2 protein-coding genes are annotated in these 1869 nt (G+C 65.3%); one reads left to right on the plus strand and one right to left on the minus strand.

From position 1 onward, the window contains the following. On the minus strand, positions 1 to 448 hold a 448-nt coding region (locus tag AC1D15_RS29820; protein WP_477828866.1), incomplete at its 3' end, for a helix-turn-helix transcriptional regulator. Between the two features lie 428 nt (positions 449 to 876). On the opposite strand from AC1D15_RS29820, the gene AC1D15_RS29825 reads away from it, so the two are divergent. Further along, the coding region (locus tag AC1D15_RS29825; protein WP_477828867.1) for a glycoside hydrolase family 5 protein at positions 877 to 1869 on the plus strand (993 nt) is incomplete at its 3' end.

Consider the following 1869-nt stretch of genomic DNA (forward strand, 5'->3'; position numbering starts at 1 on the left):
GGGATGCCATGTAGCCGCCCCGGCGCTGGTCGACATCGAGTGAGCTCAGGCGGGGGCCGTGGCATTCGCGGCCGATGACGACGATGGGCTGCTGCTCGGAGAGATCCAGCAGTTGCTCGTTGCTGAGCCGTCCACCGATGACCACGATGCCGTCGATCTTGCGCGACATCAGCAGGCGCACGCGATCCGCTTCGTCACCGTCGCGACCCCAGTGGCCCGAGACCAGGATGGGGGTGTAGCCGCTGCTCCTCAGTTCGTCTTCGACGCCCGTGGCTGCACGCGAGGTATAGGGGTTGTCGAAATCCTGCGTCAGCACGCCGATGGTCATGCTCACCCCGCTGCGCAGGCTTTTCGCGACCAGGTTCGGCTTGAAGCGCAGCTTCTTGATCGCGGCTTCGACGGCGTCGCGCCGCGGCGAGTCGACGTGCCCGTTCAGGATGCGCGACACGGTGCTGGCTGAAACACCCGCCAACCGAGCGACGTCCTGCAGGGTCGCACTCTGCTCCGATGCGCCTCGGCTCGCCAGCTCGTCGCGCCTTCCTTTTCCAGGGCTGGTCATTGAATGCTTGCCCGAAAGGGCCCTCCTTGTCGGTTTCTGGAAACGATTGCACCGGGCGCATCCCGGCAAGGCGCTGCGTCCATGCCGACTGCCCAGTAATTCACGGTATTCCGATGATACGGGACGGATMGATTGACACAACCAGTAACTTCGTTGCAACATCCCGTCAACGTGCAATCGATTGCACGTCATTTCAAACCCCATGACCGGAAGTTGAACGAATGATGAAGACGGAAGTAAGCTCTATTCGTGGCACCTCTGAAAGGACCGCTCCAAGTTTTACTTCCCCCTCTTTGCAATCGATTGCACGACTCGCTTTGACCGCGGCCCTGCTCTGCGCGGGGCTGGCGGCTTGCGGTGGCGCCGGCGGCGCGACGGCGTCCGACACGGCAACGCTGGCCGACTTTCCGGCCGCGGCCGCGGGCAACCCTCCCGGCGCCTCGGCGCGAGCCAGCGCCGCTGCGGCAGCACTCGGTCGCGGGGTGAACTTCGGCAACATGCTCGAGCCGCCGAGAGAAGGCGACTGGGGCCTGACCGTGGAGCAACGCTTCATCGATCTGCTCGATGGCGGCAGCTTCGACAGCGTTCGGCTGCCTGTCCGGTGGAGCAACCACGCCTCGGCCGATGCTGCGGCGGTGATCGACCCGGCCTTCTTCGCACGCGTGGACAGCGTGGTCGACCGCCTGCTGGACAAAGGCGTCCACGTGCTGCTCGACATGCACCACTATCGCCAGCTGGACGGCGACGTGCTGGACGCCAATGAGCGCTCGGTGGACCCCGCCGTGGTGGAAGTGCGCTTCCTCGCGATGTGGCGGCAGATCGCGGCTCGCTACAAGAATCGCAGCGACCGGTTGATCCTGGAGGTCTACAACGAGCCGCACGGCAACCTGACCGATCGCTGGAACGACCTGATGGCGCGGGCGGTCGGCGTGATTCGCCGCGACAACCCGCAACGCCTGATCGTCGTCGGCCCGACCAGTTGGAACAGCGCGGCCGACCTGCCCAGGCTCGTGCTGCCCAACGACGCCAACCTGATCCTCACGGTCCACAACTACGAACCGTTCAACTTCACTCACCAGGGGGCCACGTGGGTCACACCTGCGCTGCCTGTCGGGCAGAGTTGCTGCACGGCGGACCAGCTGTCGAAGATGACCTGGGGCCTGGACGTCGCGAAAGCCTATGGCACGAAGGTCGGCTACCCGGTCTTCGTCGGCGAGTTCGGGTCATTCTCGGCCGCGGACAGTGCCGCGCGGGTGCGCTACTCCCGTGCCATGCGCGACCTGATCGAGGCGCGCGGCATGAGCTGGCAC

Source organism: Rhizobacter sp. P2_H2 (genome assembly GCF_056403375.1).